This is a genomic window from Flavobacterium sp., assembly GCF_046073885.1.
Lineage (GTDB): Bacteria > Bacteroidota > Bacteroidia > Flavobacteriales > Flavobacteriaceae > Flavobacterium.
In genome coordinates this window covers 51,335-67,900 of the sequence record NZ_JBJTND010000014.1, presented here as the reverse complement: position 1 = coordinate 67,900, position 16,566 = coordinate 51,335, and the positions used below count along the sequence as shown (strand labels likewise).

The window sequence follows — 16,566 nt, the reverse complement described above, 5'->3', positions numbered from 1 at the left end:
ATTAGAGATAAACAACAATTAATTAGTTCGATATTTCCTGAAAAATTTGAATTTGACGGAAAAAAATGTCGAACTACTAGAATTAATGACGTTTTGAGACTTATATTACAGATAGACAATGGTTTACAAAATAAAAAAAGTGGACAATTATCGAAAAAAATCGAGTTGTCCACTCTAGTGGAGCAGAGAGGAGTCCTCTCGAACTATTTCATGTCGGATTTGGAACTTTTAAATAAAAAAAATAGCCTCTAAAAATTTTAGAGGCTATTGGTTTAACTCGTGGAGCAGAGAGGAGTTGTCTCGAGCTATTTTAGGTCTGATTTGGAACTTTTAAGTAAAAACAGATAGTTTCGTTTTATTGTAAACATAATACAATTAGGTTATATTAAATTATCTTTTATTTAAATGTAAGTGCAATTAATTACTCATAATTCCTCTATCTTAATTATTTGATTTTTTATAGTTAATGTTACTACATCTGTTATGTTTTTTTGATTTGTTTTTTGAATAATTCGTCTTCTATGATTTTCAACAGTCCTAGTACTTATGCCTAATTTTTTAGATATATAGTCATTGTCTTTTTGTTGAGAAATTAGTCTTATTATTTCAATTTCTCTATCACTAAGGTTATAATAATTAAATGTGCTTATTTTAAATGTAGATTTATACTCGGACAATTCTGGCAAAATTGCTTTAATTGTTGAATCAAAATACATTTCATTATTCATAATCTTTTTTATAGCAATTTCTATATCTTTAGGGTTAATCAATTTGCTACAATAACCATTTGCTCCTGCTTTAATTAATGATGAAATAGATAATTCATTAACCAGTTGGGTTAGTACTAATATTTTTATATTTGGGTAGTAAGTTTTAATTTCTTTACAGATTTCTATACCTCCCATTTTATTCATTTGTAAATCTAAAACGATTAAATCTATGTTTGGATTATTTTTTAGGTATTCTAATAGTATAATACCATCATCAGTGTCAAAAACAATTTGTACATTTTCAATTTTGTTGAATGTTTCAATTAATCCATCTCTAACTAGGTGATGGTCGTCAACAATTGCGATTTTTGTCATAACTTAATTGTAATTTTAAGAATATTTACATTTTCCATTTCATTTTGCACTAAAGTAGCATTTAATGTTTTTAAACGTTCTTTAATACTTAAAAGTCCTTTTCCTGATGAATTGTTTAAAGCAAGTTTATAATTAAAATTTTCTCCATCATCTTCAAAAATTAATTTTATTTTCTTTTTATTTTCAAGAATTGAAACTTTGCAATGTTTTGCCTTGCTATGTTTTATTAAATTATTAGTTATTTCTTGGATAATTCTATAAAGCTGATATGCGGTATTTTCATCAATAGATATTTCTTCATTATCATAATCTAACTCAAAATAGGTATTACTCCCATTTGATAATTCATTTAATCGTTCACTTACTATATTGACTAGGCCAATTGACTTAAATTTGGATGGCATAAGTGAATAACTTATATTTTTAATGTTTTTATTTGCTAAATCAATTGACTGTTCCAGTTTGTTAAAATAGCCCATTTTTTTCATATTTTGTTCATCACATGCTAACAGATTAACGTAGTTTTTTATCGCAACAAAATCGTTTTGTAATCCATCATGTAAATCATTAGCAATTCGAGCACGTTCATTTCTTTCTAAATCGAGTTTTTCTCTAAAACTTTTTTCTGCATCTAGCCGTTTTGAATTTATATAGTATTTATGATAAAAAAATGCAATTCCTATTTGAAATATTCCAAATAATAAGATGACTAAACTGGCAATTATGATAACTGTATTTAAACTTTCTTCGCTTTCCATATAGCAATGTAAAATGATAATCGATATAGAAAAAATAAAAATAAATTTATATACCAAAAATATAATAAAATAGCACTTTTAGTACTTCTGAAAATTGTTTCTAGACCAAAAATGAAAAATGTACCTGAATAATATAAAATCATACCTGATAAGATATAAAAAACAGGGAAGTGAAATAAACTACTGGTTTCTAATTTTTCAAATTGTTGTATTGTCCATTTTGTAGAACTTGTATAAACTAATAAACAATTCGAAATAGGAATAAATAACTCGAATATATTGATATTAAGGTTTTTTAAATATAATATAGCTAAAATAACGTAAATGATAGTATAGGAAGATGAAATTAAATAAAAAACTGATCGAGAAATCCCGATCAGTTTTTTGAAAAAAAATAAAAGAGTAATAAATTCAAAATATGAATATGTTTTGAACCAGATTTCGGAATTATTTTTTAAATAAATTGTAAATATTAATTCATATAAAGCACCAAAAGTAAACAAGAATACTAATAGTAATAGAGAGTTATTCTTTTTATATTTTAAGTAAAATAAAAAAAGTAAAATTGAAAATAAATTTACAAGAATTATTAAAAAATAGATCATTTATAAATCAGAAATTCCGCAATAGGGAGGACATGGAGCAGTTTTATCTAAAATATATCCACTTGTTATATCTTCATTGTTACTATTTACGCCTACTATTACCAAATTAGTACTGTCGGTGTCTTTATCGTAGCCGTTGTAGATTCTTAAACCTATACAATCTTCTTGATTTAAAATTGTTTCAAAATGATTTGCTCCAGCAAAATAACCTTTAGTTGCACCTGGGTAACGTTTTCTATACTCATTTATCATTACTTGTGCTTGTGCTAATGTAATTTGTTCACCTGTGTCTTTGTTGAATTCCATAATAAAAAGTTTTTAAAATTATTAGCGTAAAAATACTTGTTTGGAAATTTTTAGTATTGCGTAAAATTACGCATTTCATTTTTTTTTATCTCAAATAGCTTTGCTTTTTTTATAGGATATGAAAACAAAATTAAATATTTTATCCATTGATTCGGGTGGTGTGAGAAATATAATTTCGGCCTACATTTTGCAAAAAGTAGAAGAACAAGTGCAAGAAGTTCAAAATATTCCAGAATTAAGAATTGCAGATGTATTTGATACTTTTATATCTGTAGGATCGGGTACATTGTTGAGTTATTTGTATCAAATTCCAAATTCTAGTGGAAAATACAGGGATTCAAAAAGTGTTTTAAAAAAATATGTAAAATCAGCAAAAACTATATACAAAAGAAAACATATTTCTTATCTACCTTTTAGAACAACATATTGTAATAATAATGCTTTAATAAAACAAGCTGAATATTTATTCAATAACCAAAAAAAAGTAAAAAAAACCAAGAATAATATCGTACCACTTTTTAATTTAACCAATGGTAATTTAGAAATTATTAATTCAAATAAAAGTGATTTAAGTATAGAGGAAATAGTAAAAGTTTCACTTGCAACATATCCTTTTTTTAAAGAAGTTCTAATAAATGATATTAAATATTCAAGTGGTGAAAATTTAGCTGCTAATCCAAAATTTTGTTTAAATGAGCCCCTTTTAAAAATGATTTTTGATGATTATGATGTAGTCAATGTTTTGTCGATTGGAGCAGGAAGTAATACTATTTATTCATCTAATAATAAAATAAAAAAGATTGTTATAGATTGTGCTACCCAATATATGGAAGAATTTATTACTAACAATGAAAAAGTAAATTATTTCAGGATTGATGTACCCACAAAAGATTTTGACACTTTTAATCCATTGCACACAAATTCTTATATCGATTTTACAAGTCTAAATATTAAATCGATGATAACAGCTGGTCAACTAGCAATGGGTGCATTAGAAATTAAGCAATTTAATAAGTTTATTAAAACATTGGTGTAGAACAAACTGCAATATCTAATTACTTTAAGATAAATTTCTTCCAAAAAATCAAATTTATTTTATGTTTTGAAATGTATGCCCTTTTTTGTTATTGCGTAAAATTACGCAATGTAATTAAAATATAGCCTTTTACTTTTACGAACTAATAATAAAATTCCTAGATAATTATTAAGAATATAATTTCTAAATAGTTTATGGAAATTACTTATTAGCTGTGTCCAATTTAAAATTTAGTTACAGCTTAAATAATCTCAAATTTATTTTATTCCTATAAACAATTTTGAACTTTACTTTATCCAAAATCAATTACCTGTTTTACCCTTAAATTTATTAAAATATGAAATTTCACTACTCTAAATTGATTTTTTCAGCCATCATTTTGTTAGGCTTTAATAATTTTTTGTTTTCACAACAAGAACTTCAACAAGGTAATTTTTTTAATGATTGTTTTCGAATTAAAGGAAATAGGGCAATATCTTCAAATTGTTTAGATACTCTTAATTCTAATTCTGAAGTCTTAATAAAAAAACAATTGAATTATAATCTAGTAGTAGATTTTTCAAAAGACAGTATTCCACAAATTAAAAAAAATATTATTAAGAAAAATTCAACCTTGTTTATAGTATTTAAAAGTACAGAAGATTCTGAGAATGATTTATTAACAATCAAAAGAGGAGTTTTTAAAGCTAAGTTAAGTAACAAAAAAATGACTTGTGATAATGAAGTTTTATTAAATGTAGGTAATCCAAAAACAGGAACATTAGTTAGCTATTTGTATATGAAAAATTCATTATTTGGCAAGAAAAATGGGTTGTTAGAATTTGATGATTTATTATACAACGACACTGAAAATAAAAACCAATTGTTTGAGCTTGTTTATTTTCCAAGGTTATTAAATGGAAATGAAAAAAATATAGTTGAGAGTTATCTGTCTATCAAGTATGGAGTATCATTAGATGATGGACATAGCTATTATAATTCAATAGGTGAAATAATTTGGGATGTATCCGAAAATGTTGAATTCAATAAAAGAATTTCTGGAATTGGCAAAGATGAATTAACCGGGCTTAATCAAAAACAAACTAAAAATACTTTAGAAAAAGGTTTTATAATTGGATGTGAAACTATTGCTAAATCTAATAGTAAAAATTCAGCAACGTTAGATAATAAGGATTACATAATGTGGGCGGATAATAATAAAACAACTCTATTAGAGCCAAGTGATGACATTTTTCAAAAAAGAATAAAAAGAATTTGGAAGGTAAAAACCTATTCTGAAAATAGTTCAACTTATAATATGCAAATTAAAATTGATAAAGCATTGATGTCAGTTGAATCTAATTATAATAGTCAAGATTCAGATTTTATGTGGTTGGCAATTGATGATTCAAATTCCTCAGAGTTTAATTATTATAGTGCTAGATACATAAAGGCCACTGTAAATAATGAAAATGAAATAGTATTTAATACTGTTAACTTTTTACCAAATTCCGATAGTTATTTTACCATTGTTAAAGCACATGAAGCTCCAAGCAATAGTGACTCAAATTCAACAAGTATTTCATCAAGGTCTGTATTAAAACCAAAAATACTTAATAGTGGGTACGAAGTGTTTCCCAATCCAGTTAATAGTAATGAAAAATTTAATATCCAATTTAATTTAAAAGAACCTTCTAATGTTATTATACAAATAACGGATGTAAATGGTAAAATAATAAAAAAAGCAGATTTAGGAATAATAGATAAATATTTATTTACAGAAAGCATTTCTGTAACGGGTACCTATTTAATTATGGTTAACATAAATGATGTTACGCAAACGAGTAAGTTAATTGTAAAATAATTTAATAAAAAAATAATTTTTTTTAATGGAAAATAGAAATAAAATTTTAGGAATCAATAAAAATATTATTAATGTAATTCATAAAATTACATTAAGTGCAATGTTGTTTTTTACTTTTGCTGCTCCTTGTCAGTCAATGATACAAGATGTTTATGGTACACATAAAATAGATTTTAATAATTATAGATCGTCCAATTTAGCTAGGTTAGATGAAGCTACTAATATTATTCAAAAACAAGTTTTAAATAATAATTGGATTCAAAATAATTTCGAAAATCCTGTTAAGAATCCTTCAGAAAACAGTAATGAAAGTTTTCATATTGATGCTGATATTGCTCAAGGTATTATTGGTGTTTCAAACACAAATCCCTTTGATGATGCAAAAGATAATTTATTTAAATTTAGCATTAAAAGTCTTCCAACTAAAGATTATAAAATCTATTTGTCCTATGAATTATATGGAGTTCAGGATTGTAATGCAGTTTCAAAAAGCATAAATAACCGTTCCTCTATCGGGGGCTATTTAGTTAAAAATCAAATGGGTTGGACTTCACAAAAGGAAGAAATCAATTTGAATTGGTTGCATATAGGAGAAAATAAAATTTTATTTAATATCCCTAAAGGGGCAGATTACCAATATCAAGTTAAAAATGTAAAATTGGAATTTGATTTGGATAAAACAAATATAAACTCAACTTTGGTATTATGTAATTCTCAAATAAACTATGTTAAAGATAATCAAATATATATTAAAGGATTTCTTAGAAATTTTGACAAAGAAGTAATAGTTTATGCAGAAGAAACTCAATTAAATGTTGTTGATGGTGAGTTTGAAGGTTTTTTGAAACTTAATGATGATTTAAAAAACCGAAAATTTGTTGTTGTAAAAGCATTTGATTCATCAGGACTTTTAGGTCAAGAATTTATTTCATTAGATAATTTAATTGATGGCGACAAAATATATAATATTGAGCAAGTTTTTAAACCAGTTTTGACTTTTGTAAAAGCTGGTGTTAAATCAGACATCAAAGCAGATGGTGCCTCTTTAAAAATAAATGAAAATTCCTTATTGGAAAATATAGAAATCAATTTTACTAAAATACGTAATATTGATTTTGCTCCAATGACTTCTGGATTAGTAAATGTTACAAAAGGAGGTTATGCATATCGATTAGAACATAATAATTTAAAATTAAATAATTCTGTTTCAATTTCTATTGACTATGATGAAAAATTAATTCCAAAAGGGCATAATGTAAATGAAATAAAAACATTCTATTTTAATACTGAATCTAAGGCATGGACAGTAATTAAAAGAGATTCAATTAATTCAGTTGACAAATCAATTCTATCTTTAATTAATAAATCTGGTGATTATATAAATGGGATAATTCAAACACCAGAAAGTCCAGAAACTTCAGGATTTACTCCAACAATGATGAATGACATTAAAGCTGTTAATCCATCAGCCGAGATGACAATTATTGGAGCTCCAGACGCTTCTCAAAAAGGAGATGCTAATGTAAGTTATCCAATTAAAATTCCTGCTGGAAGGCATGGTATGCAACCACAAATATCTTTGCAGTATAGCAATGAAGGAGGAAACGGTTGGTTAGGTTTAGGATGGAATACTAATACTCCGTCCGTTAGTATTGACACAAAATGGGGAGTTCCAACTTTTGACAGCCAAAAAGAGTCTGAAATTTATTTACTAAATGGAGAGCAAATGATGTATCCTAAAGTTGGTGGTACTGATTGGATGCCTAATAGACATTATGATGTAACTGTGGCAGGCACACAATCAGGTGCATATAATACTCAGCCGATAAGTAGGAGTTCTAACTTACAATTTACTCCAAGAAAACAAGGTAGTTTTTCTAAAATTCAGCGATTAGGAGATGCTCCAGGTAATTATCATTGGAAAGTTACAAATACTGATGGAACTATTAATTGGTATGGAGGTAAAAATGAAGTTGATTTGAATGCTGTAATTAAAGATGTTAATGGAAATATTGTTCATTGGGGATTATATATGACTGAAGATGTTTATGGAAATTCTATTTACTATCAATATAAAAATAATCTATATAATTATGCTCCTTTTTTATCTACAAATCTTGAGAATTCCGTGCATTTTGAAATAAAGAAGATACTTTATAATGGATATAACAATGCTGACTATAAATATGAAATACAATTTCTTGACGAACAAGATGTGAATCCTGCAAGTGCCTTACGAGAAGACATTAATATTAATGCACGCACAGGAGTTAAAATGGTAGACCCATACCGACTTAAATTAATAAGGATAAAAGATGTATCGCAACCTCAAAAAATAATAAGAGAGTATCAACTTAATTATGCATATGGAAAATTCTCAAAATCGCTATTAAAAAGTGTATCAGAATATGGAAAATATACTCTTGATATTGAAGAACGACCTTTTTTTTATGAACATAATTTTGACTATTATGATGATTATACAGAACAAAAAGGCGTATTCAATTCACCTTTTGATGTTAGTTTACCTTCATTTACTTCCGACTTTACTTTGGGCTATGGTAATTTGATTAACGCTTCAAGGATAAACTCAAGTCAATCTACAGAATTTTCATGGGATTTAAAGGGATTTTTTGGTGGAGAATTTTTCTATACAACTAATAATGATTCTAGGAATGTTATATTAGGTCTTCAGGGAGGTGAATCATATATAAATAATGCAGGAAAAATTACAATGTCGGATATGGATGGTAATGGTCTTGATGATATTTTGTATAGAAACCCAAGTCATGAATTGTATTATTATCCTCATAAATATGATATTACAACTAACATTCACACCTTTGGACCCGAACCAAAAAAAATATTTAATATTAATAACTTTAATAAAGGCGATGGCAAAACACTAAATTTTCCAACAATTGATTTTTCATTTTTTGGATTCTATTTGAATTTTAGGCAAACTAAAACAAAAGAAACCACTAAAATTTATATGACTGATGGTAATGGAGATGGTTTGCCTGATATTGTAAATGATGAAACAGTATATTTTAACAAAGGATTTGAAACTGCTATAGATGGAAATACATTTGTTACAGGTAGTGAGCAAACTCCCAATATGGTTATTACAGCTGAGCCGAAGATTGTAAATCCATTAACAGAACCAGATCCACACCCAGACACTACTGCTTCACTTGATATGAAATTTGATATAGTTAGGGTTTGGGAAGCACCCTATGCTGGGGTTGTTACTATATCCGATTTTGTTCAACTTATGCCTCCCTTTAATAGCAACACTAAATGTATATATAGTATAGAAACTACAAGCCCAAAACGGACTAATATTCCTGCAAGAATTTATTTAAAAGAATTCAATCAAAGTTATCAATCTGAAAATATTAATTTAACTTCTTTTAGTACTATATATCCGCTTGGAACAGATGAATCCAATATACCAGTTGCTCAAGGAACCAAAATTTATTTTAGAATTCATAAAAATGAAGGTGCTCAAAATAATGAATTTGTAACCTCTCCAACAATAACATATCTTAATTTAAATGGAGATTGCATGAATAATAGTAATCCAGTATTAACTGATCAAAATGGTTATGATCGAAGTAGTTATAATTATGCAAATGATTTTAAACTTTCCTCGGTAGCAGGTTTAGATGTACAAGGTACTGGAACAGTATCTATTCAATGGGATTCTTTCAATGTGTCTAATTTATCAGACGATGTTAATTTTAAAGTTATTAAAGTAGTTTACGAAAACAATGTCGCAACCTCCACTTCGCTATTAGATCAAACATATGTATCAAGCTCCAATGTGCCAATTACAATTTCACCTTCAATGTTGGCATATAACAATGAGCAAATTAATTCATTAACCCCAGGACAAACTATAGTGTATAAATTTATTGTTAGTTCTGACTCTAATGTAAACTGGAATTCAATTCCATGGAAACCAATTGTAACGTATACTCCTGATAACAGTGCAATTGCTTCAAATATTTCAGGGTTTACTAAATATGTAGTTCCAGAATTTCAAATATATCAAGAATATGGATTTCACGATTATATTATAAATAATTGTATTAATACAATTTATGATTCAACTCTTTTTAATTCTTCTCACAGCTATTATGTGAGACCAAATATTGATGTATTATCGACTAGTCCTACCTTAACAAATTCTGATAATGGTTCTTTTTTGTTTGTAGTTAAAAAAAATGGGAAGGCAATTGGAAAAAGAAAAGTTTTTGTAAATGCAGGAGTTATTTCTATTAGTGATACTACTCCAATCCTATTCCATCATGGAATCATTGATACCCAAAATCCACCTATAATAAGTTGCGAATATTATGTGGATGAGTTTTTGGCTCCAAATAACTTTAATACATTTGAAAAGTTTTCAAATGATGTTGTTAAAAATGTACTTATTGCAAACGATACAGAATTGGGCATTTATCCAACAACAGATGAAAACCATTATTATCGATTTTCAGTTGACCCAAATGTAAATAATCATCGCCATTTAGGAAGTATGTTCCGTTCATGGGGACAGTTTATGTATAATCAATCTGCCGATAATAGTGCTAATCCTCAAGATAATTATAGCAAACTAATTAATAATGCTATTGTTGATAATCCATATGGAGGTTTACTTCAAGATCCAAATGTTATCCTTGGCCAAAATGTAAGTGCTTGTAATCAACCTGGCTGGACTAGCCAACAAATTTATGATTGTTATCAAAGTACATTATCTTCAAATCTTCAAATTCCTACTCCAACTTCGCCAATAAATAGTGGTAATGTTGAAAACTTAGTAAATACTATTTTATCTTCACTTAATGCAAACACAGCTTCCTTACTTCCAACACTAGCATTGGTACCCATGAATGCATATAGAAGCATTGAAAATCAAGAAGAAATCGAAAAATGGATGGGATTGTTTGATAGTCAATTTTCGAAAAGAAATAGCATGCAAGATGGAAATATTGAAAATAGTGCATTTGGACAGGCATTTAACGATAACACTGATTTTGATTCGCCACTTCTTGTCCCTAACCAATTTACAGGAATGAGTGGAATTGATAAAGTACAAAGAAGTAAATCGCATAGTTTTCAAGCGGGATATGGTTCAACTGCATTGTCTTATAGTAAATCAGATTATAGTGATTCCGATTCCGATTTTATTGATGTTAATGGAGATAGATATCCCGATATAATGACCTCAAGCGCTATTCAGTTAACAAGCATGACAGGTGGACATAAAGGAGCTATTTCGGGATATGGATTGGATGCGATAAATGAAAATTATAGTGAAAACTTTGCTATGTCTCATAGAGGTACAGCTCCAATTTCGGGTAGAGAACCTTCCAAAGATACAAAGTCGGATACAGGAAAACCTGATTATGCTTTAGGAATAGGAGCGACTGTTAATTTATATGGGGAAACACAAGAAAATGTTTCATTTTCTGATATTAATGGAGATGGTTTGGTTGATAGACTTGTTAAAACTGATCAAGGTTTTTATTGCATTTTAAATCAAGGGAAAGGCTTTTCAGGGGTTAACAATCCTATGCCTTTTCAGTATTTAATTCCTAATAAAACCAAACCGGATTCAATAGGAATAAATGCTAGTATTTCTTTAGATGGAATCACAGGAGGAGGTTTACCTTATAATATTTCAGCTGGATTTTCGGCTTCAGGGGGTAGCTCAAAAATATCATTACAAGATATTAATGGAGATGGACTACCTGATTTGATTTCTTCTAGTGGTTCTCAAGCTACAGTCCGCTATAACTTAGGAAATAAATTTTCGGATAATGAAGAAACATTAACCTATGCCATAAGCTTGAACTCGAATAACTCGAATAGTTCAGGTAGTTTAAGTGGTAGCTTTAGCCCATATGTAGGGCATAGTTTGGGCTTTTTTATCTTGATTTTTTTCCCACCTTTTGTAATTTTTATTCCAATTTGGTGGTGGAAATATGGTGTGACGGTAAGTGGAAGTGCAAATTTAACTGTTTCGGAAGCAAACAAACAATTTTCAGATTTTAATGGAGATGGATTCCCTGATTTTGTTCAAAGTCATGGAACGGATCTCACAGTTTATCAATCCAATATTAAAAGAACCAATATGTTAAAAACGGTTCATAATCCTATTGGAGGAAATTTTACAATTGATTACAAAGTTCAAAAAGTAGATTTTGATAACCCCAATGCAAAATGGGTAATGAGTGATGTTATTATTAATGATGGATATAATAAAATTAATGATGGAGAAGATGAATATAAAAAACATTATGTTTATGAAGGAGGAAAATACGATCGACGAGAAAGAGAATTTTATGGTTATAAAACCGTCAAAACAGAAGATTATATTTCTGTTTTTGGAAACCCAGAACTTTATAGAACAACAGTCGCAAATTATCATAATGAAAGTTACTTTTTAAATGGTTTATTAAAAGATACCTACGTTATTAAAGGAAATAATGAAAATCAAAAATTCTCACGCACTATAAATAATTATGAAATACATACATTAAATAGTTCAAATAACGAAATCAATTTATCAACTGTTGAGCCTGAAACTTATGATGTAGGGGGGACTGAAGGTAGACGTTCGGCAATAGTGTTATTGAAAAGTACAATAAATGAATTGTATGAATTAAATTCTAGTCCTCAAATCACTTCAGAAGTTGATTTTGATTATGACAATAAAGGAAGGATAATAAAGTATGATAACATTGGAGAAATTAGCACTAGTGACGATGATTATTCTTCAATTATTACTTATCATGACTCTTTAGATGCACTTAATATGATTAATATTCCAAAAACAATAAAAGTAAATACTGCAACTGGAGTTGTAAGAGAGCGAAAAACAGAGGTGAATGCCGCCAATGGTAGTATTGTTAAAGTATTAGTTAATAATAGTAATAGTTGGGCTGAAACTCAAATGGAATACGACCAATATGGAAACCTAAGTCATATAAGATATCCTGAAATTAGCTCAGGTAATAATAATTATGAATATTCCTCGGGAAATGCAATGTTTTATGATTATACTTATGACTCCGTTTATCATAAATATGTAACACAAATCTCCAATGCTTTTGGTTACAGTTCTTCAGCATTCTATAATTCAGATTTTGATAAAATTACAGAAAGTATAGATCAAGCAGGAAATCATATGAAATATAAATATGATGTGTTTGGAAGAAACACTTTTATAACCGCACCTAAAGAAATAGAAGTTGGTAAAGAATACACACTTAAATTTGAATATTACCCATATTTTTCTACTTTGCCTTCCAATAGTGGTGTTTCAACATCTACTTTTGTACCTGTTGCAGTAACGAGTCATTATGACCAACAACATCCTGAAAACGATATTCAAACCTATACTTTTATTGATGGTCTAGACAGACCAATACAGGTTAAAAAAGATATTTATTTGGATACTCATAATACACCACACGATCCCGATTTTAAAGAAGCGTTTTCAGTAAGTGGTTTTCAGTTTTATGATGCATTAGGTAGAAAAATACAACAATTTCATCCTTGGTGGGAACTTAAAAGCGAATCAACAAAATTCTTGCTTAACCAATATAATTCTCCATTTAAAGCTATAACTGATTTTGATGAGTTGGATCGACCAGTTAAAACAACAGACCCTGATGGAAATATAAGCACTATTGAATATTCATTAGCCAATGACATTACTGGAGCTATAGCTATTAAAACAAAATCGGATGTTGACCAGAATGGTACCCAACACATTATTACAGAGACCTATAAAAATGTAGCAGGTAATGTAATTTCAACAAAAAATGTGGGAGGAACTACCGGAAGTATTTGGACTAAATTCAAGTTTGACGCGATTAATCAATTAAAATCGTACACAGATGCCCAAAATATTATTACTGATTATACCTACGATATGTTAGGTAGAAAATTAACAGTTACTAATCCCGATAAAGGAACTACGACATATACTTATGATAATGTAAATCTTCTTTCATTAGAAACTGCCAACTTGCATAGTCAGGGAACAAGAATCGACTATAAATATGAAATAAACAGATTGATACAGATTAATTATCCAAATTACCCTTCGGGTGATTCAAATATTGCCAATGTAATTTACAAATTTGGAGATACAGGAAATCAAACTGGCAGAATAATTTTTCAACAAGATGCCACGGGAACTCAAGAGTTTGATTATGGCAATATGGGTGAAATGATTTCAAATAAACGCATAGTAGTAGGTCCAAATATTCCAACAAGAATTTTTCAAACTTTCTTTCAATACGATAGTTGGAACCGATTACAAGACATGATTTATCCTGATGGAGAAAAAGTTAATTTCGATTACGACTTAGGAGGTAACCTTACTAAAATGACAGGTGAATACAACCAGGCTCCTTACTCTTATATAAAACGTATTGATTATGATTATTATGAGCAAAAAACATACCAACTTTACGGCAATAATACCGAGACTTTCTATAGTTATACACCTGCTTTAAGAAGGTTGAATAATTTAAATGTAAAAACATCCGATGCCAATAATTTATTTTTTAATGATTACAATTATGATAAAATTGGTAATGTATTAGCGATTACTAATACTGCTGGAGTTACTTCTAATAATATGGCAGGGCACTATGAGAATCATTTTAAATACGACCAAATTAATCGATTAACTTATGCTGATGGCAATTTTGATGGAAGTAATTCGCAAATTGAAAATGGTAATGATGCTACTGCATCATACAGACTATTTATGGCCTATAACGATACCCATGGGATTATTAATAAGACTCAAAATCACCAAAAAAATGGAGATGATTTTATGCCAAATACATATATAAACACCTATGAATACCTTGATAATACACACAAAGTTGATGCAATCACAGATACCAACACAGGTAATGTTGAACATTTTAAATATGATTTAAATGGAAATATTACACTTAGAGAAAACAATGAATCACATAAAGAGTTCTATTGGGATGAATCTAACCGATTAAGAGTAGTTACAGACGAGCATAACGGGATGCAACACTATATTTATGATGCCAGTGGAGAACGTATTCTAAAAGCAGATACCAATATGGAGGCTATTTATCAAAACGGAACAATTGTAAATTCACCTTCATGGGTTACCATTAACGGGTATACAAGCTATCCTAGTGCATTTATGGTAATAACCGCAGATGGAGTTTATAGTAAGCATTATTATGCAGGAAGCCAACGAATTGTGAGTCGTTTGGGTGAAGATGATGCTAGTATATTTGATTTAGGTTGTATTTGGTGCAAAAAACTACAAGATAACCAAAAAACCGATTTACAAAATTATGCTAACAAACTAAAAACTGGTACAATTGTTTATAGTGAGTATAAACCAATATCATTAGCCGATCAGGAAGATGCAATAGCTCAAGAAAATGGAAATTCAGTCAAGCCTCCTAGACCGATACCTTTTTACTATTACCATCCCGATCATTTGGGAACTTCTACAGCTTTAACAGATTTTAATGGTAATGCATACCAATTTTTCTTAAATTTACCTTTTGGAGAAACCATGGCAGAGCAATTAGGACCAAATTATTTTAGTTCACCTTATAAATTTAACGGTAAAGAGCTGGATGAAGAAACTGGGCTGTACTATTACGGTGCAAGATACTATGACCCAAAGACCAGTATATGGCTATCTGTTGACCCACTAGCGGAGAAGTATCCAAATGCGAGTCCTTACAATTACTGTTTTGGAAATCCAATCAATTTGATTGACCCAGATGGGATGGACCCTAGGCCTTCATTTAATGGTTTGATTAATGTTTCAAACGTTTTGTCTGGCAAGAAATGGATAACATATCTATCTAAAAGCATTCCAGAAAGCCACTGGAATTTTAGTTGGAATAGAGGATTTTATAATCAAACTACTTATAGAACTGGAGAATGTGCCGATTATAGTAGATTACAGGTGGTTCAAGGTGCAAATGGCAATTATACTGCTGTAGGTTCAAATGATAGAATTGATATGTACGTAAAAAATGGAGGTAATACCTCTAATCTTAATTTTCAGAAAGGAATAAATACTGTTGTGGAAAACCTTAAAGAAGGTAGAGCAGTGATGGCTGGTGTTATGTATGATAGGGATTATTCTGACAAGCCAGGTAATGCTAATATTTCAACTGACCATTATGTTACGATTGTAGGAATGGGGACAGATAAACAAGGTATTTATTTTTCGTATTATGACAACTATGCTGGAGAAGGTCATAAAGAGCAAACAGGTACAAGCGTTGGAACTAATACTAATTTAAACAAGTTTCGTTTATACCAATCGAAGGATGGTTCATATTATTTTTCAGATGGTGCGGATGGCAACATTCCTTATAATCGAAATGAAAACCCCAAAAAAGGTGCACCTACGAGATATGTACTAACAGAAGTAAGAGATAATAAATAAACAGATGAAAACAGCAACAAAATTTATATTCTTTTGTACAATAATTTCTTTTTTTTCTTCTTGTAAAAACCCTTCTGAAAGAGATGTAGCTGGTGTATACAAAGGAGATAAAGTTTCTACAGAGTTTTCTGGCAGTGACTTTCGCTATCTTGTTTTGAAAGAGGATAATGTTTTTTATTTAGAATACCTCGATATTGAAAGAAAAGGACTTACGGGTTCTTGGAAAATATTAGACTCAAAAAATGACAGCTTAAATATTCAATTTCATTTAAAAAACAGGAATATTATTGGCAAATTAAAAGGGAATACTTTTTTATTTGAAAAACCAAATGTTTTTGACCAGCGCTTTTCTGCTTGGTTATATGTAAAAACAAATTTAAAAAGTGATAAAATTTTGGAATCTCGATAAGATAATGTTGTAATGTTCCAGATTTAGTGATAATC

General features: G+C 29.0%; 7 protein-coding genes and 1 pseudogene. 5 read left to right on the top strand and 3 right to left on the bottom strand.

Annotated features, from left to right (window positions below):
• Positions 1-252 (top strand): annotated as a pseudogene (locus ACKOWY_RS02305) (hypothetical protein); the annotation flags it as partial.
• 173 nt (positions 253-425) lie between these two features.
• Here the strand turns inward: ACKOWY_RS02305 and ACKOWY_RS02300 are convergent.
• From ACKOWY_RS02300 to ACKOWY_RS02290, 3 genes are all read right to left on the bottom strand, one after another.
• Positions 426-1,085, bottom strand: a complete 660-nt coding sequence (locus ACKOWY_RS02300; RefSeq protein ID WP_408939826.1) for a response regulator — start codon at positions 1,083-1,085, stop codon at positions 426-428.
• The gene (locus ACKOWY_RS02295; RefSeq protein ID WP_408939825.1) at positions 1,082-1,843 is read right to left on the bottom strand and encodes a sensor histidine kinase; all 762 of its coding nucleotides are present in this window, start codon (positions 1,841-1,843) and stop codon (positions 1,082-1,084) included. The genes ACKOWY_RS02300 and ACKOWY_RS02295 overlap by 4 nt, the downstream gene beginning before the upstream one ends.
• A 605-nt stretch (positions 1,844-2,448) precedes the next feature.
• A complete protein-coding gene (locus ACKOWY_RS02290; RefSeq protein ID WP_408939824.1) occupies positions 2,449-2,754 on the bottom strand; it encodes a hypothetical protein in 306 nt (101 codons plus the stop codon).
• Positions 2,755-2,872: 118 nt separating this feature from the next.
• On the opposite strand from ACKOWY_RS02290, the gene ACKOWY_RS02285 reads away from it, so the two are divergent.
• From ACKOWY_RS02285 to ACKOWY_RS02270, 4 genes are all read left to right on the top strand, one after another.
• Positions 2,873-3,790 (top strand): hypothetical protein, encoded by a 918-nt coding sequence (locus tag ACKOWY_RS02285; protein ID WP_408939823.1) that lies wholly within the window; start codon positions 2,873-2,875, stop codon positions 3,788-3,790.
• Between the two features lie 337 nt (positions 3,791-4,127).
• A complete protein-coding gene (locus tag ACKOWY_RS02280; RefSeq protein ID WP_408939822.1) occupies positions 4,128-5,633 on the top strand; it encodes a T9SS type A sorting domain-containing protein in 1,506 nt (501 codons plus the stop codon).
• Positions 5,634-5,658: 25 nt separating this feature from the next.
• Complete coding sequence (locus tag ACKOWY_RS02275) at positions 5,659-16,122, top strand: SpvB/TcaC N-terminal domain-containing protein (RefSeq protein ID WP_408939821.1); 10,464 nt, start codon at positions 5,659-5,661, stop codon at positions 16,120-16,122.
• Between the two features lie 4 nt (positions 16,123-16,126).
• Complete coding sequence (locus tag ACKOWY_RS02270) at positions 16,127-16,531, top strand: hypothetical protein (RefSeq protein ID WP_408939820.1); 405 nt, start codon at positions 16,127-16,129, stop codon at positions 16,529-16,531.
• Positions 16,532-16,566: the final 35 nt, after the last annotated feature.

Bases quoted from the DNA above. Each gene is read 5' to 3' on its own strand.
- ACKOWY_RS02295 (WP_408939825.1), bottom strand. From the start codon at position 1,843: ATGGAAAGCGAAGAAAGTTTAAATACAGTTATCATAATTGCCAGTTTA.
- ACKOWY_RS02275 (WP_408939821.1), top strand. From the start codon at position 5,659: ATGGAAAATAGAAATAAAATTTTAGGAATCAATAAAAATATTATTAAT.
- ACKOWY_RS02300 (WP_408939826.1), bottom strand. From the start codon at position 1,085: ATGACAAAAATCGCAATTGTTGACGACCATCACCTAGTTAGAGATGGA.
- ACKOWY_RS02285 (WP_408939823.1), top strand. From the start codon at position 2,873: ATGAAAACAAAATTAAATATTTTATCCATTGATTCGGGTGGTGTGAGA.
- ACKOWY_RS02280 (WP_408939822.1), top strand. From the start codon at position 4,128: ATGAAATTTCACTACTCTAAATTGATTTTTTCAGCCATCATTTTGTTA.
- ACKOWY_RS02290 (WP_408939824.1), bottom strand. From the start codon at position 2,754: ATGGAATTCAACAAAGACACAGGTGAACAAATTACATTAGCACAAGCA.
- ACKOWY_RS02270 (WP_408939820.1), top strand. From the start codon at position 16,127: ATGAAAACAGCAACAAAATTTATATTCTTTTGTACAATAATTTCTTTT.